This window comes from Pseudopedobacter saltans DSM 12145, assembly GCF_000190735.1.
GTDB lineage: Bacteria > Bacteroidota > Bacteroidia > Sphingobacteriales > Sphingobacteriaceae > Pseudopedobacter > Pseudopedobacter saltans.
Window position 1 is genome coordinate 226925 of the sequence record NC_015177.1, and the last position, 22160, is coordinate 249084.

General features: G+C 37.2%; 22 protein-coding genes and 1 other RNA gene. 8 read left to right on the forward strand and 15 right to left on the reverse strand.

Annotation, left to right across the window (positions count from 1 at the left end):
* Positions 1–26 precede the first annotated feature (26 nt).
* From PEDSA_RS00915 to PEDSA_RS00925, 4 genes are all read left to right on the forward strand, one after another.
* Positions 27–1253 carry a DEAD/DEAH box helicase gene (locus PEDSA_RS00915; RefSeq protein WP_013631271.1) on the forward strand — a complete coding sequence of 409 codons (1227 nt, stop codon included), beginning with the start codon at positions 27–29 and terminating at the stop codon, positions 1251–1253.
* Between the two features lie 83 nt (positions 1254–1336).
* Positions 1337–1435: signal recognition particle sRNA small type (ffs, locus tag PEDSA_RS19740), an RNA gene on the forward strand.
* A 184-nt stretch (positions 1436–1619) separates the two neighbouring features.
* The gene (gene fsa, locus PEDSA_RS00920; RefSeq protein WP_013631272.1) at positions 1620–2279 is read left to right on the forward strand and encodes a fructose-6-phosphate aldolase; all 660 of its coding nucleotides are present in this window, start codon (positions 1620–1622) and stop codon (positions 2277–2279) included.
* Positions 2280–2357: 78 nt separating this feature from the next.
* Positions 2358–3314 carry a YpdA family putative bacillithiol disulfide reductase gene (locus PEDSA_RS00925; protein ID WP_013631273.1) on the forward strand — a complete coding sequence of 319 codons (957 nt, stop codon included), beginning with the start codon at positions 2358–2360 and terminating at the stop codon, positions 3312–3314.
* Between the two features lie 29 nt (positions 3315–3343).
* On the opposite strand, the gene PEDSA_RS00930 is transcribed toward PEDSA_RS00925, so the two are convergent.
* Both PEDSA_RS00930 and PEDSA_RS00935 read right to left on the reverse strand, forming a co-directional pair.
* Positions 3344–3535 (reverse strand): hypothetical protein, encoded by a 192-nt coding sequence (locus tag PEDSA_RS00930; protein ID WP_013631274.1) that lies wholly within the window; start codon positions 3533–3535, stop codon positions 3344–3346.
* 62 nt (positions 3536–3597) lie between these two features.
* Positions 3598–4092 carry a D-glycero-alpha-D-manno-heptose-1,7-bisphosphate 7-phosphatase gene (locus PEDSA_RS00935; protein ID WP_013631275.1) on the reverse strand — a complete coding sequence of 165 codons (495 nt, stop codon included), beginning with the start codon at positions 4090–4092 and terminating at the stop codon, positions 3598–3600.
* 258 nt (positions 4093–4350) lie between these two features.
* Here PEDSA_RS00935 and gltB point away from each other — a divergent pair, with 258 nt between their 5' ends.
* On the forward strand, positions 4351–8883 hold the full coding sequence (gltB, locus tag PEDSA_RS00940; protein ID WP_013631276.1) for a glutamate synthase large subunit: 4533 nt from the start codon (positions 4351–4353) through the stop codon (positions 8881–8883).
* Positions 8884–8888: 5 nt separating this feature from the next.
* The gene (locus PEDSA_RS00945; protein ID WP_013631277.1) at positions 8889–10367 is read left to right on the forward strand and encodes a glutamate synthase subunit beta; all 1479 of its coding nucleotides are present in this window, start codon (positions 8889–8891) and stop codon (positions 10365–10367) included.
* Positions 10368–10421: 54 nt separating this feature from the next.
* On the opposite strand, the gene PEDSA_RS00950 is transcribed toward PEDSA_RS00945, so the two are convergent.
* A complete protein-coding gene (locus PEDSA_RS00950) occupies positions 10422–11081 on the reverse strand; it encodes a YdeI/OmpD-associated family protein (protein WP_013631278.1) in 660 nt (219 codons plus the stop codon).
* A gap of 4 nt (positions 11082–11085) precedes the next feature.
* Complete coding sequence (locus tag PEDSA_RS00955) at positions 11086–11616, reverse strand: RNA methyltransferase (RefSeq protein ID WP_013631279.1); 531 nt, start codon at positions 11614–11616, stop codon at positions 11086–11088.
* A 59-nt stretch (positions 11617–11675) separates the two neighbouring features.
* Here PEDSA_RS00955 and PEDSA_RS00960 point away from each other — a divergent pair, with 59 nt between their 5' ends.
* Positions 11676–12995 (forward strand): DEAD/DEAH box helicase, encoded by a 1320-nt coding sequence (locus tag PEDSA_RS00960; RefSeq protein WP_013631280.1) that lies wholly within the window; start codon positions 11676–11678, stop codon positions 12993–12995.
* Positions 12996–13018: 23 nt separating this feature from the next.
* On the opposite strand, the gene PEDSA_RS00965 is transcribed toward PEDSA_RS00960, so the two are convergent.
* The 11 genes from PEDSA_RS00965 to PEDSA_RS01015 all read right to left on the reverse strand — a co-directional run bounded on the left by PEDSA_RS00965 (position 13019) and on the right by PEDSA_RS01015 (position 21541).
* Complete coding sequence (locus tag PEDSA_RS00965; RefSeq protein WP_218916227.1) at positions 13019–13219, reverse strand: hypothetical protein; 201 nt, start codon at positions 13217–13219, stop codon at positions 13019–13021.
* A gap of 166 nt (positions 13220–13385) precedes the next feature.
* Positions 13386–13943 (reverse strand): NADPH-dependent FMN reductase, encoded by a 558-nt coding sequence (locus PEDSA_RS00970; protein ID WP_013631281.1) that lies wholly within the window; start codon positions 13941–13943, stop codon positions 13386–13388.
* Between the two features lie 119 nt (positions 13944–14062).
* Positions 14063–14938 (reverse strand): DMT family transporter, encoded by an 876-nt coding sequence (locus PEDSA_RS00975; protein WP_013631282.1) that lies wholly within the window; start codon positions 14936–14938, stop codon positions 14063–14065.
* Positions 14939–15027: 89 nt separating this feature from the next.
* Entirely contained in the window at positions 15028–15609 is a 582-nt protein-coding gene (locus tag PEDSA_RS00980) for a YdeI/OmpD-associated family protein (RefSeq protein ID WP_013631283.1), read from the reverse strand.
* A gap of 2 nt (positions 15610–15611) precedes the next feature.
* Positions 15612–15995 carry a DoxX family protein gene (locus PEDSA_RS00985; RefSeq protein ID WP_013631284.1) on the reverse strand — a complete coding sequence of 128 codons (384 nt, stop codon included), beginning with the start codon at positions 15993–15995 and terminating at the stop codon, positions 15612–15614.
* A gap of 7 nt (positions 15996–16002) precedes the next feature.
* Positions 16003–16467: an SRPBCC family protein gene (locus PEDSA_RS00990; RefSeq protein WP_013631285.1), complete on the reverse strand. Its 465-nt coding sequence runs from the start codon at positions 16465–16467 to the stop codon at positions 16003–16005.
* 6 nt (positions 16468–16473) lie between these two features.
* Complete coding sequence (locus PEDSA_RS00995; RefSeq protein WP_013631286.1) at positions 16474–16791, reverse strand: ArsR/SmtB family transcription factor; 318 nt, start codon at positions 16789–16791, stop codon at positions 16474–16476.
* Between the two features lie 212 nt (positions 16792–17003).
* Positions 17004–17525, reverse strand: a complete 522-nt coding sequence (locus PEDSA_RS01000) for a pyridoxamine 5'-phosphate oxidase family protein (protein WP_013631287.1) — start codon at positions 17523–17525, stop codon at positions 17004–17006.
* 91 nt (positions 17526–17616) lie between these two features.
* A complete protein-coding gene (gene hemF, locus PEDSA_RS01005) occupies positions 17617–18528 on the reverse strand; it encodes an oxygen-dependent coproporphyrinogen oxidase (protein WP_013631288.1) in 912 nt (303 codons plus the stop codon).
* The gene (locus PEDSA_RS01010) at positions 18528–20306 is read right to left on the reverse strand and encodes a chloride channel protein (RefSeq protein WP_013631289.1); all 1779 of its coding nucleotides are present in this window, start codon (positions 20304–20306) and stop codon (positions 18528–18530) included. Before PEDSA_RS01010 ends, hemF begins: the two co-directional genes overlap by 1 nt.
* A gap of 2 nt (positions 20307–20308) precedes the next feature.
* Positions 20309–21541: an MFS transporter gene (locus PEDSA_RS01015; RefSeq protein ID WP_013631290.1), complete on the reverse strand. Its 1233-nt coding sequence runs from the start codon at positions 21539–21541 to the stop codon at positions 20309–20311.
* 129 nt (positions 21542–21670) lie between these two features.
* Here PEDSA_RS01015 and PEDSA_RS01020 point away from each other — a divergent pair, with 129 nt between their 5' ends.
* Positions 21671–22147 carry a DUF4442 domain-containing protein gene (locus PEDSA_RS01020; RefSeq protein ID WP_013631291.1) on the forward strand — a complete coding sequence of 159 codons (477 nt, stop codon included), beginning with the start codon at positions 21671–21673 and terminating at the stop codon, positions 22145–22147.
* Positions 22148–22160: the final 13 nt, after the last annotated feature.

Genomic DNA, 22160 nt, shown 5'->3' on the forward strand with positions numbered 1-22160 from the left:
CAAGCATTAAAAGCTAACTTTGTCGAATGAAGTTTAATAAGTACAATATATCATCAGGTATTAAAAGAAGTTTGGAAGAGGCAGGTTTTAAAAAGCCGACAGATATACAATTCAAATCTATTCCTCAGATTCTTTCCGGTCAGGATATATTGGCGATAGCTCAGACAGGTACGGGAAAAACTGCAGCTTTTGCAATCCCTTTGATTAGTATGCTTGAGCGATCAAAACCTCATTTAGATAAGCCGACCATAAAAGCCGTAGTAATGGTGCCAACAAGGGAACTTGCCATACAGATAGAGCAGGTTTTTCTAAACCTGGGAAAATATACATCTATAATTCCTTTAGCTGTGATAGGTGGAGTTGAGATTGAACCACAACTCAAAAAGCTAAATAAAGCGGATGTTTTGATTGCTACGCCAGGCAGAATTATGGATCTAGTTTTTAAAGGCCATCTTTACCTTAAACAAATAGATTTTTTAGTTTTGGATGAAGCTGATAGAATGTTGGAGCAAGGTTTTTACAATGATATCAAGAAATTAATAACATTGTTACCCAAAAGGAGACAAACTATGTTTTTCTCTGCAACCATAAATGATACAATTAAAGATCTAGCCTATGCATTGGTAAATAAGCCGGTGCGTATCCAATTGTCTCCAAAAGATCCTGTGTCTAAAAATGTAGATCACGCCGTTGCATATGTAGGGATGGATGATAAAAGATTTTTCCTGGAAAGATTAATTAAGGAGAATCAGGGGAAGAAAATTATAGTATTTGTAAGAACCAAGATAAGGGCAGAGCGGGTTGCTAAAGCGATGGAAAGAGTAAACATCCATACAGAAACTATCCACGGAGACAAAGATCAAAAAAATAGATTTCAGGTTTTAGATAATTTTAGAGATGGAAAAAATCAGATTTTAATAGCAACAGATATAAGTGCTAGAGGACTTGATGTAAAGGGTGTAGATTTTGTTGTAAACTACGATTTGCCTGAAGTTCCTGAAAACTACGTTCACAGAATAGGCAGAACGGGCAGAGGTACGAGCCGGGGAAGAGCAGTGTCGTTTTGCAGCGAAGAGGAGAAGGCTTATTTAGACGCAATACAGGAATATATAGGTAAACCGATAGATGTAATGGAAATCAATAAGGGAGCGTATGAAGAAACTATTGTGTTTTCCCAAGCAAATCCATACGATTGGAAAAGCCTGATGAACGAAGCCAGACAAGATAATAATGGAAAACGTAAAAAGAAATAAAATTTTCTGATTGATTTACAGTCTGTTGTTCGCTAGTTTGATATTTAGTTTAGAATAAAGATAAAAAATGATACCTTTGTGCCGGGTTAGTCTTCTACGACCAGCTCCCTCTGAATTCCCCCAGGGTGGGAACGCAGCAAGGGTAGGAGGTTGTAGCGGTGCGATAGAAGGTGCTAGCCCATTTTTTCTTTTCTCATAATTCTAAAAAATCAAACAATTTACTACAAGAATCTTTTCCTAATTCGTTTTCTATTCGTAAATTTGTAACGAAAAAATTATCAGGGGATTTTTTCTTTTGTTTTTGACAATTTTTCAATCCTGAATAGTATTTAAAAATCAATCAAACATTTAGAATATAAAAAGATTATGAAGTTTTTTATAGATACAGCAAATCTTGCTCAAATTAAAGAAGCGCAAGATTTAGGTGTTTTGGATGGTGTAACAACCAACCCTAGCTTAATGGCTAAAGAAGGTATAACTGGTGAAGAGAATATCTTAAATCATTACAAAGCTATTTGTGATATCGTTGAAGATAATGTAAGTGCAGAGGTTATCTCTACAGATTACGAAGGGATGATTAAAGAAGGTGAAGCTTTAGCAGCTTTAAACCCTAAGATTGTTGTTAAAATTCCTATGATTAAGGATGGTATCAAAGCAATTAAATATTTCAGCAGCAAAGGAATAAGAACAAACTGTACTTTGATTTTTTCTGCGGGACAAGCTTTATTAGCGGCAAAAGCAGGTGCTAGCTATGTATCTCCGTTCTTAGGCAGATTAGATGATATCGGTGCAGATAGCTATGGACTAATAGAGGATATCAGATTGATTTTTGATAACTACGGTTATGAAACAGAAATCTTAGCGGCTTCTATCAGAAATGCAGTTCACATTGTGGAGTGTGCAAAAATCGGCGCTGATGTAATGACAGGTCCTTTGTCTTCTATCTTAGGTTTGTTAAAACACCCATTAACTGATAATGGTTTAGCTCAATTCTTAGCAGATCATGCTAAAGCTGCTGGTAAATAGTAAGTAAAATCTTAAAATGATATAAGGCCGGGAGAATACACTTCCGGCTTTTTTGTTTTATTTCAAATTTGGAAATAAATGGATTACGATATTTTAATTATAGGGGCCGGACCAATTGGTCTGGCATGTGGAATAGAAGCTAAGAAAAAAGGATTGTCATATATAATAATAGAGAAAGGCTGTTTGGTAAATTCTTTATATAACTATCCGCAGAATATGACTTTTTTTTCGACATCAGAAAGGTTAGAAATAGGGGATATTCCTTTTATTTCCAATAATTTAAAACCAACTCGATCAGAAGCGTTGGAATATTATCGGAGAGTGACACTCTATTTCGATTTGAATGTTCGTTTATTTGAAGAAGTTTTAGACTTAAAAGGAGTGCAGGGAAGTTTTGAAGTAAAGACAAGTAAAAATTTCTACAAGGCTAAAAATATAATAGTTTCTACCGGATTTTATGACATCCCTAACTGGATGGGAGTAGAGGGGGAAAACTTATCCAAAGTATTTCATTATTATAATGATCCCAGCTATTTTGCGATACAAAAAGTAATGGTTGTTGGAGCCAGTAATTCGTCCGTAGACGCTGCTTTGGAATGCTATCGCAAGGGAGCAGAAGTAACGATGGTTATAAGAAATGGTGAAATTAGTGATAGGGTAAAATATTGGGTGAAACCTGACATCGAAAATAGGATTAAAGAAGGAAGTATTAAGGCCTATTTTAATTCCGAAATAAAAAGCATTAAAGAAGATGTTGTTCTGATAAATACGCCAAATGGAGATTTGCAATTAGATAATGATTTTGTGTTGGCTTTAACAGGATATCAGCCTAATTTTTCTTTTTTACAACATTTGGGAATAATGCTGGAAGGACGAAATCGCTATCCAAAATATGATGAGGCAAGCATGGAAACAAACCGTAAGGGAGTATATCTGGCGGGTGTTGTTTGCGGCGGAATGGATACGCATTTATGGTTTATAGAAAACTCAAGAATCCATGCAGAGATAATCATTTCCCATATTGTAAGTGAATGACTGTCCTCGCATGGATTCTCAAATAGAATTTACATTTTGGAAGAGTCTGATGTGCTTCTTATAAGACCAATACCTGTAAAGAAAAAAATGATGCCTAAGATAAGGTAGACTATCAAGCTTCTGGTAAAGTCGCTTCCTCTTGTAAATTCTAAAGCACTGTATACTAAACCGATGATTCCTAGTATTGTTAAAAGTGTTCCAAAAATTCTTTTTAAGTTCATAGCAGTAAATGTTTTACTTAAGAAAGCAAAACGGTTGCCAGAAATTTTTTAATATTCGGAACCTACTTAATCAAATGTAAAATTTCACCCAAAGGTTGGTCAATCTCAATCTTAATACCAGTCATCCCTGCAGCTTCAGCAGCTTCAACATCAGTAAATTTATCACCAATAAAATAAGATTGTGAAGGATCTATACTATGATCTGCAATTCCTTTCAATAACATACCCGGTTTAGGCTTTCTGCAGTCGCATTCGCCGGTAAAGTTTGGATGATGAGGGCAAAAATAAAAATCAGTAAATTTTACGCCATAAGGCTCGTAGGCTTTTGCCAGCCTGTTATGCATTTCATTTAAGGTGTCCAAAGTATACCATCCTTTAGCTATTCCTCCTTGATTAGTAGCAACCATAAGAAGGTATCCTCTGTCCTGTAATTCTTTTAAAGTTTCGTAATTATGTTCAAGTATTTCAAAATCTTCTAAAGTGCAAACATAATCTCCCAATTCTTTATTCAACACACCATCTCTGTCTAAGAAAACAGCCTTATTCTTAATTTCCATGGAGCAAATTTAAAAATACTAATCTTTTGTTTGTTTTGTTTTTAATAATTTAAAATAAAGTTGTTTTGATTGATTTATTTGTATTTTAAATATTATTTTATTGATTTTTTATTATTTTAATGTATGTTTCGTTGATGAATTGATAAAATTAAGTACTTTAATGATATGGTTTATTGATAAAACTATAAAAATTCAATAAAGTTCTATTTTGAAGAATTTAGTATCTAATTTTGTGTTAAAACAAAATTAAATTTTATGATGGGTTGGTTTGATCAAAGAAACTATGGTTTGTATGATTCTAAATTTGAACATGATGCATGTGGAACCGGATTTATTACCAATATCAATGGTAAAAAATCTCATGAAATTGTACGGAATGCGTTGACCATACTTGAAAATATGGAGCATCGTGGTGCTTGTGGTTGCGACCCAGATTCTGGAGATGGAGCGGGTATCTTTACTCAGATTCCACACAGCTTCTTTTTAGAGGAATGTAATAATTTAGAAATCAACTTAAAAGAGCCCGGACATTACGGTGTTGGTATGATGTTTTTGCCACAGGAAGCATTGTCGAGAAAGGCAATTGTTGATATCATTACAAAATGTGCAGAGCAGCTGAACTTCGAAGTTTTGGGATTTAGAAAAGTGCCTGTAGACAATTCTGTGATCGGAGAAACAGCCAAAGCGGTTGAACCTATGGTTAGACAGGTTTTTGTGTCAAAGCCAGCTCATATTAAAGAAGGTGATGAGTTTGAGCGTAAACTGTATGTTTTAAGAAGACTAATTACCAAAACAGTTCAGGAAGAAATAAAAGAAGAATCAGAATATTTTTACTTTACGTCGTTCTCTTCAAGGACGATAGTTTACAAAGGCCAGCTTACAACTTTTCAGGTAAGACAGTATTACAAAGATCTTCAGAATGAGAAATACCAATCGGCGTTTGGTATGGTACATTCACGTTTTTCTACCAATACATTCCCTTCCTGGAAATTAGCACAACCATTCAGATTTATTTCTCACAATGGCGAAATCAATACATTAACAGGAAACTTAAATTGGTTTTATGCAGCGGTAAAATCTTTGGTGTCACCTTGTTTTACCAAGGAGGAAATGGAAATTTTACTTCCTGTGATAGAAGGAGATCAATCAGATTCGGCTTGTTTGGATAATATTGTAGAAGTCTTAACACATTCGGGAAGATCATTACCTCATGTGATGATGATGTTGGTGCCAGAGGCATGGGACGGAAACGAAGATATGGATCCGCTGAAAAAAGCATTCTACGAATATCATGCTACTTTAATGGAGCCATGGGATGGCCCTGCAGCGCTGACATTTACAGATGGTGTTAAATTGATCGGTTCTATCCTGGACAGAAACGGCCTTCGACCTTTACGCTACGTAATAACTGAAGATAATACCTGTATAGTAGCTTCAGAAGCGGGAGTTTTGCCTATTGAAGAATCACAGGTAATTACCAAAGGGCGTTTGCAACCGGGTAAGATGTTTTTGATTGATATCGAGCAGGGGAAAATCATTAAAGATGAAGAAATTAAACATCAAATCGCTTCTAGACAACCATATCAGGAATGGCTTGATAATTATATTATAAAATTGGAAGATCTGCCCGAGCCTCGGGTTTCTTTTACAAGCTTAGGCAGAGAGGCTGTTCATCGTTATCAAAAAGTATTTGGATATAGCAGAGAAGATGTTGATATGATTATCAAACCGATGGCTCTGGACGGTAAAGAGCCGATAGGATCTATGGGAACTGATGTCCCGTTGGCAGTATTGTCAAACAAACCTCAGCATTTATCAAGCTATTTTAAACAATTCTTTGCTCAGGTAACCAATCCTCCGATAGACCCGATTCGTGAAAGGCTGGTGATGAGTTTGGCTACTTTTATTGGTAACAACGGAAATATCCTTGCAGAAGATAAAAAGCACTGTCACTGTGTAAGTATCAAACATCCAATTTTGAACAATGCTGAGCTGGAAAAGTTGCGTAGTATCGATACAGGAAGTTTCAATGCGAAAACTTTACAGACCTATTTTACTGTAGATGGTAAAGATGGCTCGCTGGAACGGGGGCTGGAAAGATTATGCCGTTATGCGGAAGACGCTGTAAATGATAATTTTGAGGTTATTATTCTTTCGGATAGAGCAATAGATTCAGAACATGCACCAATTCCTTCTTTACTCGCTGTTTCTGCTGTTCATCACCATTTAATTAAAAAAGGACTAAGGGGAGCTATCGGATTGGTAGTTGAAGCCGGAGATGTCTGGGAAGTACATCACTTTGCCTGTTTACTGGCATTCGGAGCAACAGCTATTAATCCTTATTTGGCTTTGGCTTCTATCGAAGCTTTGCAACAAGACGGAAAAATAGCTAAAGATATTTCACGTGAAAAATTAGTTTATAACTACACCAAATCGGTTTGTGACGGCTTGTTGAAAATCTTTTCTAAAATGGGGATTTCTACATTGCAATCTTATCATGGCTCTCAAATCTTCGAAATTTTGGGAATCAACAAAGATGTTGTGGATAAATATTTCGTAGGCGGAATTAGCAGGATTGAAGGTTTAAACCTGGATGATATTGCTCGTGAAGCATTAAACAAACATGTGAACGGTTTTAAAGCCTCTGATGATGAAGTTTCTTTACTCACAGAAGGAGGTATTTATCAGTGGAAAAGAAAAGGAGAAGCTCATCTGTTTAATCCAGAAACTGTTCATTTACTGCAATTAGCAACTCGTACAGACAATTACGATGTATATAAAAAGTATGCGGCCCTGGTTAATAACCAGAACGAAAAGATATATACTTTGCGGGGATTGATGGATTTTGCTCAACATAGAGAATCTATTTCTCTGGAGGAGGTTGAACCGATAGAAAATATCATGAAGCGTTTTGCAACCGGAGCAATGTCTTTTGGCTCGATTTCTCACGAAGCGCATAGCACTTTAGCTATTGCGATGAATAGAATTGGAGGGATGAGTAATACGGGAGAGGGAGGCGAGGATGAACTTCGTTATCAACCACTCGCAAACGGAGACTCTATGCGTTCTGCAATTAAGCAGGTGGCTTCAGGAAGATTTGGTGTTACTATTAATTACCTGACGAATGCAGATGAGATTCAAATTAAAATGGCTCAGGGAGCAAAACCTGGAGAGGGAGGACAGTTACCGGGGCATAAAGTAGATGCTTGGATTGCAAAAACGCGTCACTCTACACCAGGTGTAGGATTAATTTCTCCACCGCCACATCATGATATTTATTCAATTGAAGATTTAGCTCAGCTTATTTTCGACATGAAGAATGCGAATAGAAATGCCAGAATTAATGTGAAGTTGGTTTCTAAGGCTGGTGTTGGAACTATAGCTGCTGGTGTTGCAAAGGCTCATGCCGACGTAATTTTGATAGCTGGGCATGATGGCGGAACGGGTGCTTCGCCAATCAGCTCTATCAAACACGCAGGTTTGCCGTGGGAGCTTGGTCTGGCAGAAGCTCACCAGACTTTGGTGAAAAATAAGTTAAGAAGCCGTGTTATTTTACAAGCTGACGGACAGCTAAAAACAGGTAGAGACATTGCAGTTGCAGCTTTATTGGGTGCGGAAGAATGGGGGGTAGCGACGGCGGCTTTGGTAGCGGGCGGTTGTATTATGATGCGAAAATGTCATCTTAATACTTGTCCGGTAGGTGTTGCGACTCAAGATCCGGAATTGAGGAAATTATTTAGCGGAAAACCGGAGCATATCGTTAACCTGTTCAAATTTATAGCTCACGAGTTAAGGGAAATTATGGCAGAGCTTGGATTTAGAACAATAAACGAGATGGTTGGAAAAGCACAATTTCTAAAACGCAAAGAAGGTATAATACACTGGAAAGCAAAAAAAGTCGATCTATCAGGAATTCTACATCCGGTATCAATTCCAAAAGGAATGACACTTTACAACAGCGAAAAACAGGATCATGGTATAGACGGTATCCTGGATTGGCAATTGATTAAAAATGCTGATGAAGCATTGAAATCTAAAACTCCTGTTTTTGGAACTTTTAAAGTAAAAAATACAGATAGGACAATAGGTACAATGTTGTCTAATGAGATTGCAAAAATCTATGGTTCAGTTGGGCTTCCGGATAATACAGTGAATTATAAATTCGTAGGATCGGCTGGTCAAAGTTTCGGAGCTTTTGTTTCAAAGGGTGTTTCTTTTGAGTTGGAAGGAGAGGCTAATGACTATGTGGGAAAAGGACTGTCAGGCGGACAGTTAGCAGTATATCCTTCTAAGGAAAGTCATTTTAAAGCTGAAGAGAATATGATTGTTGGTAACGTCATTCTGTATGGGGCAACATCGGGAGAACTTTATGTGAGGGGAATGGCAGGCGAACGCTTTGCAGTCCGTAATTCCGGAGCAACATCGGTGGTAGAAGGAATTGGAGATCATGGTTGTGAGTATATGACCGGAGGAAGAATCTTGATTATAGGTAAAACAGGAAGAAACTTCGCCGCAGGCATGAGCGGAGGAATTGCATGGGTTTACGATGAGTACGCCGATTTTGAATCGAAATGTAATCTGGAGATGATTGATCTGGACCCCCTTACTTCAAAAGATGAAGAGGATGTTAAGAAACTATTGCAAAAACACTTTCAATTGACAGGAAGTACTGTTGCAGAAAGGCTGCTTAAAAATTGGAAAGAAGAATCGGCTAAGTTTATTAAAGTATTTCCTAAAGAATACAAAAGAGTATTGTCTCAACAGGTTGAATTTGAAAAAATAGCAAGCTAAGAATTATGGGAAAGCCAACAGGATTTAAAGAATTCGGGAGGGAACTCCCTAAAAAAATAGAAGTAAAGGAACGGATAAAGCATTACGATGAGTTTATCGGCTCTTACAGCGAAGAGCAATTAAATGCTCAATCCGCAAGATGCATGAATTGTGGTATCCCATTTTGTCATTCTGGTTGTCCATTAGGGAATGTGATTCCAGAATTTAACGATGCCGTGTATAATGGTGAGTGGGAGGAGGCATACAGAATTTTAAGCTCTACGAATAATTTTCCTGAGTTTACCGGTAGGATATGTCCTGCGCCCTGCGAATCTGCTTGTGTGTTGGGAATCAATAGACCGGCAGTAGCTATAGAGGAAATAGAAAAGCATATTATAGAAATAGCTTTTTCTAAAGGTTTTGTAAAGCCAAATAAATCTTTTATAAAAACAGGAAAAAGAGTAGCTATTATAGGCTCGGGTCCTGCTGGTTTGGCTGCGGCTGCACAATTAAATAAAGCCGGACATGACGTTACAGTTTACGAACGTGACGATCATCCAGGTGGTTTATTAAGATATGGAATCCCTGATTTCAAATTGGACAAGAAAATTGTGGAACGTCGCATTTCCTTAATGGAAGAAAGTGGTGTCGCGTTCGTTTGCAATACAGAAATTGGAAAGGATATCGAAGCAAAAGAATTAGTGAAAGAGTATGACGCGGTTCTTTTGGCAGGTGGCTCGATGGCACCTCGTGAAATGCCAATTCCGGGAAGAGACTTGAAAGGTATTCATCACGCTATGGATTTCCTGAGGCAGTCTAATAAAAAGATCAGTGGGATAGGTTTTGATGATGAAGAAATTCTCGCAACTGGAAAAGATGTCATTGTTATAGGAGCCGGAGATACAGGTTCAGACTGTATTGGTACAGCTAATCGTCAGACTGCAAAATCTATAGTACAATTCGATAGAAATGTTATGGCTCCGCTGGAAAGGCCGGTTTATCAGCCATGGCCAGAAGTTCCGAAACTGTCCAAACTTTCATCTTCTCAGGAAGAAGGTGTCGAGCGCCGGTTTACAATAGTAGCCAAAGAGTTTGTAGGGGATGACTTGGGGCAGGTAACTGGAGTGAAAGTGATTGATTTGGAGTGGGATTTGGAGCCAAGCGGTAAACCGATTAAGTCTAAAGTAGTAGAAGGTTCTGAGAGAATTTTGCCGGCACAATTGGTATTGTTAGCCTTAGGTTTTGCAAATCCGATTTACGAAGGTATGTTAGAACAACTTGATGTAGAATTGGACAGCAGAAAGAATGTGTCGGCTACAGAAAAGGATTATAAAACCAGTGTAGACAAAGTATTCGCAGCGGGAGATATGAGAAGAGGACAGTCTTTAGTAGTTTGGGCGATTTCCGAAGGTAGAGAAGCTGCCAGAGAAATTGATAAGTATCTAATGGGGTATTCTAAACTGGAGAGTAAGGACGGTGTGGATGTCTTTGCAGACGTTTTTTGAACAACCTAAACATAAATAAACCCGGGTTTACCAATAAAAAAGGTAAACCCTTTTTTATTTCTCTGACGGATTTTTCTTTTTATTAAGCAGCTTTTCTACAAAAGCTTTCTGTCTTTCATCCTTTGTTTTTTGTTGTTTTGCGGTTAGTAGCCAAATAAGATATTCTTTTTTGTTCGTATAGCTAAGGCTGTCAAAAAAGTTCTTTGCTTCTGGTATTGGCTGCAATAAAGCTTCCAAATAATCAGGAAGTTTTATAATTCTATTTTTAACGTCTATAAATTCACCAAGCTCATTTTTCGCAATCGATTCATTGCTAGATCCAGATACTTTAACAGCTGCAATAGGTTTTATCTGTAACGCCGTCCAGTTTTTATCGACGGCAATAGACGCAACTGGTCTCAACCCATATTTCTCCAAATCCTTCCAGGAGGACATCATTTCCAGATCAGTGGGAATACCAGAAGTTTTTTTTGGGTAGCAAATCCAGAACAATGTTGTTGCAGACAGGTCGGATTGAAGTTTGTCTATCGCACTATATAACTCATCGCTATTTTTTGCAAACAGTATAATAACATCCTGGTTTTTTTCAGAACTGACAATATCGAAATTCTTTTCAACCTCATTAATGAAATCTAAAAATTTAAGAGGAGCATTTTGGATAAATACTTTTTGACCTGATTTGATTTTTAGTTTTTTTATTAATGATTGGTCCATGTTTTTATTTATTTAGTTTCGAGAAAAAATCCCACAGTACAATGCCTGTACTAATCACGATATTGAAAGAATGTTTGGTTCCAAACTGGGGGATTTCTATGCAGGTGTCAATCTGTTTCATCACTTCTTCACTCACGCCATTTACTTCATTTCCGAAGAATAAAGCAAATTTTTGGTCTTTTTTTGGTTCAAAATCTAGCAGACTTATGCTGTTTTCCGCTTGTTCTATGGCGATAATTTGATAGCCATTTTCTTTTAAATCAGCGACTGCATCAGCTACATTAGCGAAATATTGCCAATCTATAGACTGTGTTGCTCCGAGAGCAGTTTTCTCAATTTCCCGATGTGGAGGTTGTGCGGTAATTCCACATAGGTACAGCGCATCTACAGCAAAACCATCAGCTGTTCTAAAAGCAGAACCCACATTGTGCAAGCTTCTTACATTATCTAAAACAACGACAATTGGCAATTTATCCTGATTCTTAAATTCTTCTACGGAAGGACGATTCAATTCATCCAGCTTCAGCTTTCTCATGTCGCAAAGATAATCAGCATGATGCTGTATATCCTATTATATTTCTTGATATTTGCAGCATGATAGAAAAGTTAAGTCCATTTTTACAGAACATTGGGATTACGCAATTGAATGAAATGCAGTTGGAAGCAATAACTGCTTTAGAGAAAAACAAAAATTTATTGTTATTGTCCCCAACAGGTTCTGGCAAGACATTGGCTTTTTTATTACCACTTTTCTTACGATTGGATGTGGATAGGAAGGGAGTACAGGCTATTGTCGTTGTTCCGTCCAGAGAGTTGGCCTTGCAGATTGAACAGGTTTTTAAAGCATTACAAACAGGCTTAAAGGTAACCTGTTGTTACGGTGGGCATTCTGCAAAAATAGAAGCCAGCAGCCTTTTGAATGATGCGCCAACGTTAATTATTGCCACTCCGGGAAGATTAGCATTCCATATCAGGGAAGGGAATTTTGATGTTTCCAGCGTAAGGAATCTGGCTTTAGATGAGTTTGATAAATCTTTGGAATTGGGGTTTGAAGAGGAGATTACTTTCATAGTGGATGAACTGTTCAAGGTAGACGGGATGATTTTGACATCAGCAACTCAATTTGAAGAATTACCTGCATTTATTGCCTCACGGGAGTTCTTTACGCTAAGTTTTTTGAAAAATGAAGAGCATAAACCAAGTTTTACAACCGAGATTATCCAATGTAAGTCTAAAGATAAATTGAGGGCACTGCTGCAATTGCTTTGTAAATATCCCAACGAATCTACTTTGGTGTTTTGCAACTTTAGGGAAGCTACGGAGCGCGTTTATGATATGCTGACCGATAAGGGAATTTCGGCCGTAGTTTATCACGGTGGCTTAGATCAGCAAGAGCGTGAAAAGGCTTTAATGAAGTTTAGAAATGGAACTTCTTCTGTTATTGTAAATACTGATTTGGCTTCCAGGGGATTAGATATTCCTGATGTGCAACATGTTATTCACTATCAACTTCCGTTAAATGAGGAATCTTTTATCCATCGGAATGGAAGGACAGGAAGGATGAAAGCAGAGGGACTTGTACATTTATTGTTATCGGAAGAAGAATATAAGCCTGAATATATTACAGATTATACTGAAACAGATTTTGAAGAAAAGGAGTTACCGCTGCCTTCTGCAACAAATTGGATCACTTTTTATATCGCTGCGGGTAAAAAAGACAAGATTTCAAAAATGGATATTGCAGGGCTTTTCTATAAAAAGGCATTTCTGGAAAGGGATGATCTGGGGATGATTACTTTGCAAGATAAAATGTCTTATGTAGCTGTCAAGAGAGATAAAGCGAGGGAAGCTTTATCTAAAGTTAAAAATGAAAAGATAAAAGGCAAGAAATACAGAATTGGAATAGATGGCTGATTTTAATATTGTCGAATTCTGCATTATACCATATTGGTAGTTAAGTCTATATATTCAAGTAATTGAACTTTATGCGAATTGTTCAGTCCACTTTCGTCTCTGCTTTTTTGAAATTCTAAGAATGAAGCGTTATTTAAAGCCTGATTTTGTATATTCTCATTTTCATAGTTTGATATATGTACGAAGGTTATTCCATCTTTGTCTAAAAAAAAAACTGTAATCAAATTTTGAGTTCCAGTGCTTCAAAGTCTTTGAGGAATTTCTGAATATTTGATTTGTTTTCAGTCACAAATTCTGGTTTTACCTAATAGGCTACTATTACATTTATCATTGGGATCAGACGGAATTGAAATTTGACAAAGATGTATTAAATTAAATAAGTCCAATAAATTAAATAGTCTGAAATTTATCCAGCCAGTTTTCATAAGCGTTGATGAAATTCTGGAGAAAGTCTTTTGTATTTGCTGCCAAATTTCCGGCTTCATCGAATAAGTTGCGCGCATTGCCGATATAGGCTTCGGGTTGTGGCATCATTGGGACATTTAAAAAGACCATAGACTGGCGCAAATGATGATTGGCGCCAAATGCACCCAAGGCACCGGGAGAAACGCTTACTACTGCACCCGGCTTTCCTGCCCAACAGTTTTGTCCATAAGGTCGTGAAGCTACGTCTAAAGCATTCTTCAACACCCCCGGGACGCTTCGATTATATTCGGGTGTGAAAAATAGAAAGCCATCTGAATTTTTAATTTTATTTCTGAATTGTACCCACTCTTGAGGCGGATTGCCCTGATCAAGATCCTCATTGTAATGTGTTAATTGACCAATTTCTAAAATCTCCAATTCTAAATTAGATGGAGCGATTTTGATAACCTCTTTGGCGATTTTTTTATTGAATGAGCCTGCTCTGAGACTACCTACCAATACTGATATTTTCTTTTTAGACATTTTGTTGTTTTTAAGCGAATTTCAAAGATTTCCGGGTAGTTAAATAATCATTTGAAAAAATTCTAACAAAATCGCTGCCACAAACAAGAAACTTAATCTAGGTACGGCTTTTTCCACATCTATTTAGCAAATCTCTTTGTACCTGCCACACAAAGAATTACTCCAAGTGTAACAGCTAGCATACCTATACTTACTTTTTCATGAAGTAGCAGTGCCGCTAAAGCCAAACCTAAAAGAGGTTGCAATAACTGCAGTTGTCCTACTGTTGCGGTTCCTCCCTGGGCTAAGCCCCGATACCAAAAAATGAAACCGATAAACATGCTGAACAACGAAATATATGATAAGCTGATCCAGGCTCCTGTGCTAATACCTGTGAATGATGCAGGTGAAAAAATAAACATGAGAGGTAGCATTATAGGAAATGATAATACCAATGCCCAGGAGATGACCTGCCAGCCACCCAATGTTTTTGTAAGTTTTGCTCCTTCGGCATAACCCAGTCCGCAAAGTATTATCGCCGCAATCATCAGGATATCACCTATTGGAGAAGACGTAAGCCCTTGTGCTGCCGAATAACCCACAACTAAAAGACTGCCAATAACAGAGAAAATCCAGAATGTGGGCCGCGGGCGCTCACCTCCTCGGATAATACCAAATATAGCTGTAGCCATAGGTAGTATGCCTAAGAAGACAATGGAATGGGCAGAGGTTATATATTGCAACGCCAATGCTGTTAGTAAGGGAAAGCCTACTACCACACCAAGAGCAACAATAAGCAGGGGTAGAATATGCTTTCGGGCCGGGCGTTTCTCTCTAAAAATTAATAAGGCGATAAGAGCAAGTATTCCTGCAATTGAGGCTCTGACAACGGTTAAAAATACCGGATTGAATTCTAATACCGCTACTCTGGTAGCGGGTAAAGAACCACTGAATAATACTACACCGATAGAACCATTTAGCCAACCTCTTGTCGAGTTTTCTTTTACTTTACTCATGTTCAAAAATAAAAAACAATATTTGGTAATGGTTCTTTAGCTCTGGATAATATTATTCTAAAAATGAATAATTTGGTAAGAAGCTCTCCTTAATCATCAATTCCCTTTCCATCCAAAATGTGCTGATGGTATTTTTCTATCCTGATTTCCCGTGTTTTGGATTGTTTAGCCTGATTGAAATAAAACAGATATCCTTTCTGGCGTCCGGGAGTTAAGGAATAAAAGGCTTTGTTCAGTACTTCATCTTCATCAAGAGCCTTTTGGAATTCGGGAGGAATAGGATAGTCTGATACTTTTTTCATTTCTATTTTCTTACCCGCTCTTTCTATTTCAACTGCTTCTGTGATATATTCTCTGATAAAGGGACTCAGTTTTATGATCTCCGTAATATTGGTGAATCTTATTTGTCTGGCAGACTGTACATTCTCTGTTTGCTGTATTAAAATGTTTTTGGTGTCTTTCAGTAAAGCACCTTTGTGGAATAGCAGGGCACAATAATATTTAAACCCATGGATTAGCACAACGTTTTTTCCTTCGAAAGTATAGCAGGGATGCATCCATTTAAAATCTTCTTCGAGGGATTTATTCTGGCCGATGATTTCCCGCAATAGGCGAAATTCTTCATTCCATTTTTTTGCCTTTTCAAAAAAGTGTTCTGCTTGTATGTTCATGATTATTTATTTAGAAGTGATAATTTCCTGTCTGCTGGCCTAAAGTACCATGATAGCATAGTTGTAATTAATAAAATCAATGAAGGAACTGCTTCTGTAAAAGGCTGCCCAACTGCTAAATGTGAAATTGCTGCGCCGGACATTGCAAAGAAGAATCCCGCATAAGCCCACTCTTTTATCAATGGGAATTTTGGGATAAGTATAATTATAATACCCAATATTTTCCAGATACCTAAAATAGTTAGCAGATATAACGGATAGCCCAGTCGGGTTGCAATCTCATTATAGCCTCCAATTTGAAAAGTTTGTTGTATGCCGCCTGCTAACATACCGGTTGATAGGAATATCGTAACTATCCAATAGATAATTTTGTTTCTTTTATTCATTTCTGTTTTATTTCAGTTGGTTAACAATATTTTGAAGTCTGTCATGTGCCATGCTTAAACCTTTAGCAAAAGGCATTTCTAAAAGTTGATTGCGATATTCTACTGATTTGAATATTTGTTGGATGGTTAATTTGCTTTTGTCATTAGCGATGGTTTCAAAGGTCAAAAATTCTAATTGAACCGGGAACGGACTATTTTCCATTTTAAAAGTTCTGGTTATTTTTTCATTTGGTACAAATTCCAGGATTACACCATTTGCTGAAAATACTACTTGTCCGTCGTGATAAGTTTCAAACTTCCAGCTTCCATGTTCGTGGTTTTCCAGCTTCACTACTTTTGTGCCCATCCATTGTTCTACAATATCGGCATCTTCATAGGCTTTAAATAGTAGTTCTATAGGCAGGTCGAATTCTCTTGTGATAAATAACTCTTGTTTATTGTCTTCGGCTTTAATTTTTGTTTTTAGTTCCATTGTTTTCTAGTGTTTATGGTTTTTCATTATTGATTCTAATTTATTGAAACGATCGTCCCACATTTTGCGGAATGGTTCGATAAAATCAGCTATTTCTTTCATTTTTATTGGATTAAGGTGATAAAGAATTTCTCTGCCATTTTGCTCTGGTTTTAAAAGTTCGCACTCACTTAAAATCTGGAGATGTTTGGAAACTGTAGGTCTAGCAGTATCAAAGTTAGAAGCAATAGCTCCTGCAGTCATTGATTGGGTTGCTACTAAAAGAAGAATAGCTCTTCTTGTCGGATCAGCGATAGCCTGAAATACGTCTCGTCTTAAATTCATTATGTAGTCATTTGACTACTAATATATGTGTAGTTATTTAACTACGCAATTTTTTTTAAAAGAATTTGATTTTCATGTATTTGCAGGGAAGGATTTGAGGCTTAAGACGTTAATCTTTTGCTGTCTTCTGATCACTTAAGGTTTAAATCATAAGGGTAAATGAGTAGTTCAATATGCTTTTCAACATATCGAACTACTAAAACAGAACCCATTTATATTTCCAAATCACCTTCTCTGCCCACATCGTTTGCTTCGCCAAGAAATCCGGATAATGCAATTTGGGCAAGTGTAATCAGATGACCATTTTTACTTTCCCAATAGTGAGCTTCGGAGGGTATAAGTTTAATTAGCGTAATATTGGGATCTTCTTTGCTCTCAAACCAGGTATTGAAACTAGAATCCCATAATTTATCTAATTTGTTCTGGTCGATAATGATTTCTGAAATACCATATACGCTTAAGAAATTACTATAGGTAGATCCCTGAAAGAAAAGATGGGTAAAAGGATCTTGCTCTATATCCTTATTTTTGGTACTATCTTTTTTACTGATAAACCAGATATTTCCGCGATCGTCTACTTCCAAAGCGGTCATGGGAATAGCGTTGGCTGGAATTCCGGTTTTTATTCCTGTACAAAAGAAACAGGTTTTTGCTTTTTCAACTAAGGTGTTCAGCTTTTCAATGGCTTCCTGTCCTTTTAAGTTCTCAACTGAAGAATCATGATTGTTTTCCATAATAAATAGTGTTTGTAGAAATAATTCTCGTACAAACATTATTCCATTCGGTTGTAGACTTGACCAATCATTTAGAGTTAAAAACTAAACATTATTTAGCCCATTCAATATCCTTTTTTAGCAAATTTAATGTATTTTCTTCCAGGCTGTCTGGTTTAGTCTGATAGTTATAAACCCATGAGGCCATTGGAGGCATACTCATTAAAATAGACTCGATTCTTCCGTCAGTTTCTAAGCCAAATTTAGTCCCAGAATCGTAAACCAGATTAAATTCTGCATATCGGCTTCTGCGTTGAAACTGCCATTGCTTTTCATCCAATCCGAATTTCTTATAACGAGTTTCTTTAACCAATTCAGTGTATATCGGAATAAAGGAACGGCCCACATTTTTAGAGAAGTCAAAAATTCCTTCCCAATTTATTCCTGTACTTTCAGGAGTTAGCCTGTCGTAGAAGATTCCGCCGATTCCGCGGGTTTCGTGTCTGTGTTTTATATAAAAATAATCATCTGCCCATTTCTTGAATTTTGGATAAAATTCCGGGCTGGATTTATCGCAGACAGATTTAATATAGTTATGGAAGAATTGCGCATCTTTCTCTATGATATAATGGGGCGTTACATCTATACCGCCTCCAAACCATTTTAATGATTGTCCGTTGTCCGAATCCATTTCAAAATAACGGATATTCATATGGATGATAGGTACCCAGGGATTATGGGGATGCAATACAATCGAAACTCCAGTAGCAAAAAAATCGTCCTTATCTGTCTTGAATGCTTTCTTTATTGCATTAGGTAATTTGCCGTAAACAGCAGAAAAATTAACTCCGCCTTTTTCTATCAGGTTGCCGTTTTGGATAACACGGGTTCTTCCACCTCCACCACCAGGTCTTTCCCAATGTTCTTCTTCAAAAAGAGATAAACCATCTAATTTTTCTAATCCAGAAGTGATTTCGTCCTGAATCTTTTTGTAATCTTCTGCAATTTGATCTTTCTTCAGCATCAGCTAATCGTTAATTTTAATTTATTTCTATACGCGGTAAGCAGTAAACTTTTAGAGGCAAAACCTTCGAGTTTATTGCCGTCGAACACTGGAATTAGCCGGAAATCTGTTTGGTCAAAAACCTCCACTATGTTTATTACCGGCGTCTCTTCAGTAAAGCGGATATTGCTGGATATCATCAGCTCATTTGCTTTAATATCTTCCTGAAGATCCCTGTTCAGCAATAATTTGCGTACGCGATCAAAGGTAATGAAACCTTTGTATTCATGATTGGTATTGTATATAGCTATTATGTCATAATTCGAATCGCGAAATTTAGCTGAAATTTCTTTAAGAGTACTATCTTCCGACATAGGTTCGAATTCCTTAGTTAAAATTTCATGCATTTTTATCAGCGAAATGATATTATCATCATAGTTTTCTGAAAAAACCTTTTTCTCCTTTATCAGACTTTTGATATCCATTGAGTAAGGTTCAAAAAACTTGGCAATAAGATAAGAGGAAGTTGAAACAATCATAAGTGGAATTATCAGTTCATATCCACCAGTTATTTCGGCAATTAAGAAAATACCAGTTAAAGGAGCATACATTACGCCACTTAATATGCCGCACATTCCCACTAAAGTAAAATTGCCTACCGGTAAGTTCTTCAATCCAAATTCATTAAATGCTGATGCAAAGAAAAAGCCCAGAAATGCTCCGGTAAAAAGTGAGGGGGCAAAATTTCCACCGCTACCTCCACTGGAAAGAGTAACTGAAGTAGCGAAAACTTTCATTAAAACGATTAATCCTGCAAAACAGATAATAGTCCATTGATTGTACCCGTTGAAATTGAAAAAGGTGCCTTTAAGAATTTCCTCTGGGGTATTTGACGCCAGAAATTTAATGCTTTGGTAACCTTCGCCAAAGAGAGGAGGGAACAGGAAGCAAAGTAAGGCCAGCACTAATCCTCCAAACAAAGCTTTTGTATAGATATTCCAATCCAGGTGATTATGGAAAAAATGTTCCACATTTTTAGTCATACGGACATAGTATACAGATACCAATCCTGCTAAAATTCCCAATAATATATAGAGAGGAACATTGGTATGATCAAATTCTCTAAGCGAGGCGAAATCGAAAAGTATATCGGCGTCTAAAATTATTTTAGATAGTAATGCTCCGGTTACTGCAGAAATTATCAGAGGAATAAAATCGGAGAAAACAACACCGACCAATAATATTTCCAGAGAAAACATTAGACCGGTAATAGGAGCGTTAAAAACAGCCGCGATACCTGCCGATGCGCCACAAGCCAATAATAATACCCTTTCCCGGTAAGATAAGCGATAATTTCTTGCATAATTAGAGCCAATTGCAGCTCCTGTAACAGCGATAGGGCTTTCCAAACCGGCGGATCCTCCGAAGCCTATGGTTAAAGTACTAGCAATTAACTGCGAATACATTTTGTATTTAGGTACTGCCCCAGACCGCTGAGAAATATCTTGTAATACTGGTGCTATTCCGCGCCCGTCTTTTTTTCTGAGAAAAGTATTGACTACCCACACGGTCAATAATAAACCTAATAATGGTAAAAAAAGATTGAAGTATGGGTAGTTGAAAAAATGTCTTTGCTCTGTTGTCAGCAGATTGATATGGTGAACAGCCGTTTTTAAAATAATGGCTGCAGTTCCAGCGGAAAGACCTACAAGTATACCGGATAAGATTAGAAACTGACTTCTTGTTAAATGTTCGCTGATGTATCTTATAAGTACTTTATGACGCTGGAAATAACCCATATTTATTCTTCTATATAGTCGAGATCTTTGCCGTAAGTCTCCTCTAAATTATAAACGGATATAAACGCAATGGTAATGCATGTTGCACCTACCAGCAAAGCTGCATTGATAATCCCTAAAGGAGTTTTTAACCACTCGAAGCTTAATGTTACCAAAACAAGCGAACCCCGTATAAAGTTTGGAACTGTTGTAGTAACGGTAGCTCTTAAATTGGTGCCAAACTGTTCGGCAGCAATAGTTACGAAGATAACCCAGAACCCTGTAGACAGACCTAAAAGCACACAGATGAAATAAAATCTTTCGGTTGTCATTTCCGAGGAGAAAAGGTAAATAAGTACACTGATTAAAGTCGCTACCAGAAAACCTGCCACTACTTTTTTCCTCGTTTTAAAATACTGGCTTAATAAGCCCGAGATCATATCGCCGATAGATATCCCAAGATAGGTGAACATAATGCCTTTTCCCGCGCTTAAAGGTTCTGTAGCTCCAAGTGCGTCTCCAAACTCGGGAGCAAAAGTAACCAAAATACCAACAACAAACCATGTAGGTAAGGCTATTAAAGTACAATTCAGATATTTTTTTAGTCGACCCCAGTTCCCTAAAATCATCATAAAGTCGCCCTTACGGATGTTTTTATCCTGTATTTTGTGGAACATACCAGATTCGAAAACGCCAATACGTAATATCAAAAGGATTATTCCCATTCCTCCACCAATGAAATAGGCCGTTTGCCATGCAAATTTATCACCGATTAATCCGGCGGTAACAGCTCCAAGTAAACCAATGGAAGCAACAAGCATGGTTCCATAACCACGTTTCTCTTTGCTCATACTTTCTGTTACCAGAGTAATTCCTGCTCCCAGTTCTCCAGCCAGACCAACCCCTGCAATAAACCTTATCAATCCGTAGGTAAATACATCGGTAACAAAACCGTTGGCAATATTGGCTGCGGAATACATTAGAATGGAGCCAAATAATACCTGCAATCTTCCTTTCTTATCTCCCCAAATTCCCCACAACAAGCCGCCCACAAGCATTCCAATCATTTGAGCGTTGATTAGAGAGACGCCTACAGAAAGCAGATCCTCGTCTGCAACTCCAATTCCTTTCAGGCTGGCAACTCTAATCACAGAGAAAAGCACCAGATCGTACATGTCTACGAAATAGCCGAGAGATGCTACTATAATTAATAAAACAATGTTTTTGTTTGATTTAGAATCGGTTGAAGTGATCATATGTCAGGTTAAATTTCAGGTTCCAAACATCCGAAAAATCTGAATAAGTTGAATTCCTAATTGTAATATTTTTTTCATAATACCGGCTCAAATTCTATTTCCAGGTTTATTTTAAGACCTTTGCAGCACATGAAAGTGAATGCCAATATATTGAAATGGACACTCAGGATGTATCCTCCTTTACTTTTCCAAAGGATTTGGGTAATTGGTTTTGCCGAAGATTTTAAATCTGTTGAGGTGAAAATCAGTAAGAGTTTGTTCAATAAAAATTATAATGGAACCATTTTCGGAGGGACAATTTTTAGTGCGGGAGATCCTTTTTATGCTATTTTGTTCGACCAGACTTTTAAAAAGATGGGCTATAATACTATCGCTTGGTTAAAAAGTGCGCATATCCAATACCTAAAACCGGGCAATTCTGATCTGTTTTTTAAGGTTGAGATTACAGATCAGGATATACATGAAGCTCAAATTGCTTTAGATTCGGTTGGAAAATTTGTAAAGACTTTTAAGATAGAGATAAAAAATAAGGTAGGAGAGATTTGCGCAATTATTCAAAATGAAGTGTATGTCCGAAATCTGGATAAGAAAAAAGCTATTAAATAGCAATTGAGGGGTG

What these genes read in the sequence shown, in the direction of transcription:
- PEDSA_RS00915 (WP_013631271.1), top strand. Translation starts at nt 27, where the DNA reads ATGAAGTTTAATAAGTACAATATATCATCAGGTATTAAAAGAAGTTTG.
- fsa (WP_013631272.1), top strand. Translation starts at nt 1,620, where the DNA reads ATGAAGTTTTTTATAGATACAGCAAATCTTGCTCAAATTAAAGAAGCG.
- PEDSA_RS00925 (WP_013631273.1), top strand. Translation starts at nt 2,358, where the DNA reads ATGGATTACGATATTTTAATTATAGGGGCCGGACCAATTGGTCTGGCA.
- PEDSA_RS00930 (WP_013631274.1), bottom strand. Translation starts at nt 3,535, where the DNA reads ATGAACTTAAAAAGAATTTTTGGAACACTTTTAACAATACTAGGAATC.
- PEDSA_RS00935 (WP_013631275.1), bottom strand. Translation starts at nt 4,092, where the DNA reads ATGGAAATTAAGAATAAGGCTGTTTTCTTAGACAGAGATGGTGTGTTG.
- gltB (WP_013631276.1), top strand. Translation starts at nt 4,351, where the DNA reads ATGGGTTGGTTTGATCAAAGAAACTATGGTTTGTATGATTCTAAATTT.
- PEDSA_RS00945 (WP_013631277.1), top strand. Translation starts at nt 8,889, where the DNA reads ATGGGAAAGCCAACAGGATTTAAAGAATTCGGGAGGGAACTCCCTAAA.
- PEDSA_RS00950 (WP_013631278.1), bottom strand. Translation starts at nt 11,081, where the DNA reads ATGGACCAATCATTAATAAAAAAACTAAAAATCAAATCAGGTCAAAAA.
- PEDSA_RS00955 (WP_013631279.1), bottom strand. Translation starts at nt 11,616, where the DNA reads ATGAGAAAGCTGAAGCTGGATGAATTGAATCGTCCTTCCGTAGAAGAA.
- PEDSA_RS00960 (WP_013631280.1), top strand. Translation starts at nt 11,676, where the DNA reads ATGATAGAAAAGTTAAGTCCATTTTTACAGAACATTGGGATTACGCAA.
- PEDSA_RS00970 (WP_013631281.1), bottom strand. Translation starts at nt 13,943, where the DNA reads ATGTCTAAAAAGAAAATATCAGTATTGGTAGGTAGTCTCAGAGCAGGC.
- PEDSA_RS00975 (WP_013631282.1), bottom strand. Translation starts at nt 14,938, where the DNA reads ATGAGTAAAGTAAAAGAAAACTCGACAAGAGGTTGGCTAAATGGTTCT.
- PEDSA_RS00980 (WP_013631283.1), bottom strand. Translation starts at nt 15,609, where the DNA reads ATGAACATACAAGCAGAACACTTTTTTGAAAAGGCAAAAAAATGGAAT.
- PEDSA_RS00985 (WP_013631284.1), bottom strand. Translation starts at nt 15,995, where the DNA reads ATGAATAAAAGAAACAAAATTATCTATTGGATAGTTACGATATTCCTA.
- PEDSA_RS00990 (WP_013631285.1), bottom strand. Translation starts at nt 16,467, where the DNA reads ATGGAACTAAAAACAAAAATTAAAGCCGAAGACAATAAACAAGAGTTA.
- PEDSA_RS00995 (WP_013631286.1), bottom strand. Translation starts at nt 16,791, where the DNA reads ATGAATTTAAGACGAGACGTATTTCAGGCTATCGCTGATCCGACAAGA.
- PEDSA_RS01000 (WP_013631287.1), bottom strand. Translation starts at nt 17,525, where the DNA reads ATGGAAAACAATCATGATTCTTCAGTTGAGAACTTAAAAGGACAGGAA.
- hemF (WP_013631288.1), bottom strand. Translation starts at nt 18,528, where the DNA reads ATGCTGAAGAAAGATCAAATTGCAGAAGATTACAAAAAGATTCAGGAC.
- PEDSA_RS01010 (WP_013631289.1), bottom strand. Translation starts at nt 20,306, where the DNA reads ATGGGTTATTTCCAGCGTCATAAAGTACTTATAAGATACATCAGCGAA.
- PEDSA_RS01015 (WP_013631290.1), bottom strand. Translation starts at nt 21,541, where the DNA reads ATGATCACTTCAACCGATTCTAAATCAAACAAAAACATTGTTTTATTA.
- PEDSA_RS01020 (WP_013631291.1), top strand. Translation starts at nt 21,671, where the DNA reads ATGAAAGTGAATGCCAATATATTGAAATGGACACTCAGGATGTATCCT.